Annotated in this window: 1 protein-coding gene; it reads left to right on the top strand. The window is 42.7% G+C overall.

What is annotated here, in order from left to right; translation table 11 throughout:
• A partial coding sequence (locus BSCG_RS00070) for an IS66 family transposase (RefSeq protein WP_008777681.1) occupies nucleotides 1-715 on the top strand: 715 nt, incomplete at its 5' end.
• Nucleotides 716-771: the final 56 nt, after the last annotated feature.

The following is a 771-nucleotide window of genomic DNA, read 5'->3' as shown; positions in this document are numbered from 1 at the left end:
GCTCTATGATGACGGCTCCCGGTCTGAAAGAGTTATTCTTAACGAATTAGGCAGTTGCAAAGGTATCATACAAAGCGATGGTTACTCACCTTACCGGAAGCTCGAAAGCGATGCTTATCCCAATATCACACGCATCCCGTGCTTGCAACATATAAAACGGAAATTTATAGATTGCGGTGAGAAGGACCCGGATGCAAAAAGGATCGTGGAGCTGATAAACGCACTTTATCAAAACGAGCATAAGCATAAAGTTGGGGTTGAGGGATGGACGGTAGAACAGAATCTTATGCATCGAAAAAAGTATGCGCCGGACATACTCGGAGAAATAAAAGATGTGCTTGATGAAATAGAAGAACGGGGGGATTTATTACCTAAGAGCGAACTGCAGGAAGCCATTACCTATCTTCGCAATGAGTGGAATGCAGTGGTGGACATCTTTAATTATGGTGACACTTATCTGGACAACAATATGGTTGAACGGATGAACCGGTACATATCCTTATCAAGAAAAAACTCATTGTTCTTCGGCAGCCATAAGGGGGCCGAACGAGGCGCCATACTCTATACGATAGCACTCACTTGTAGGATGCATAAAGTGAATCTATTTGAGTATCTCACGGATGTGATAAACAGAACAGCCGAATGGCAACCGAACACACCAATTGAAAAATACAGGGAACTGCTTCCTGACAGATGGGAAAAGGCTAATGACTAAAAAGGGATCATTAGCCTTTTTATTTTAATACACTATATAGAATCGCGGAGACGCTT

The organism is Bacteroides sp. 2_2_4 (assembly GCF_000157055.1).
Classification (GTDB): Bacteria; Bacteroidota; Bacteroidia; order Bacteroidales; family Bacteroidaceae; genus Bacteroides; species Bacteroides ovatus.
This window is presented reverse-complemented; position numbering and strand designations above follow the sequence as displayed.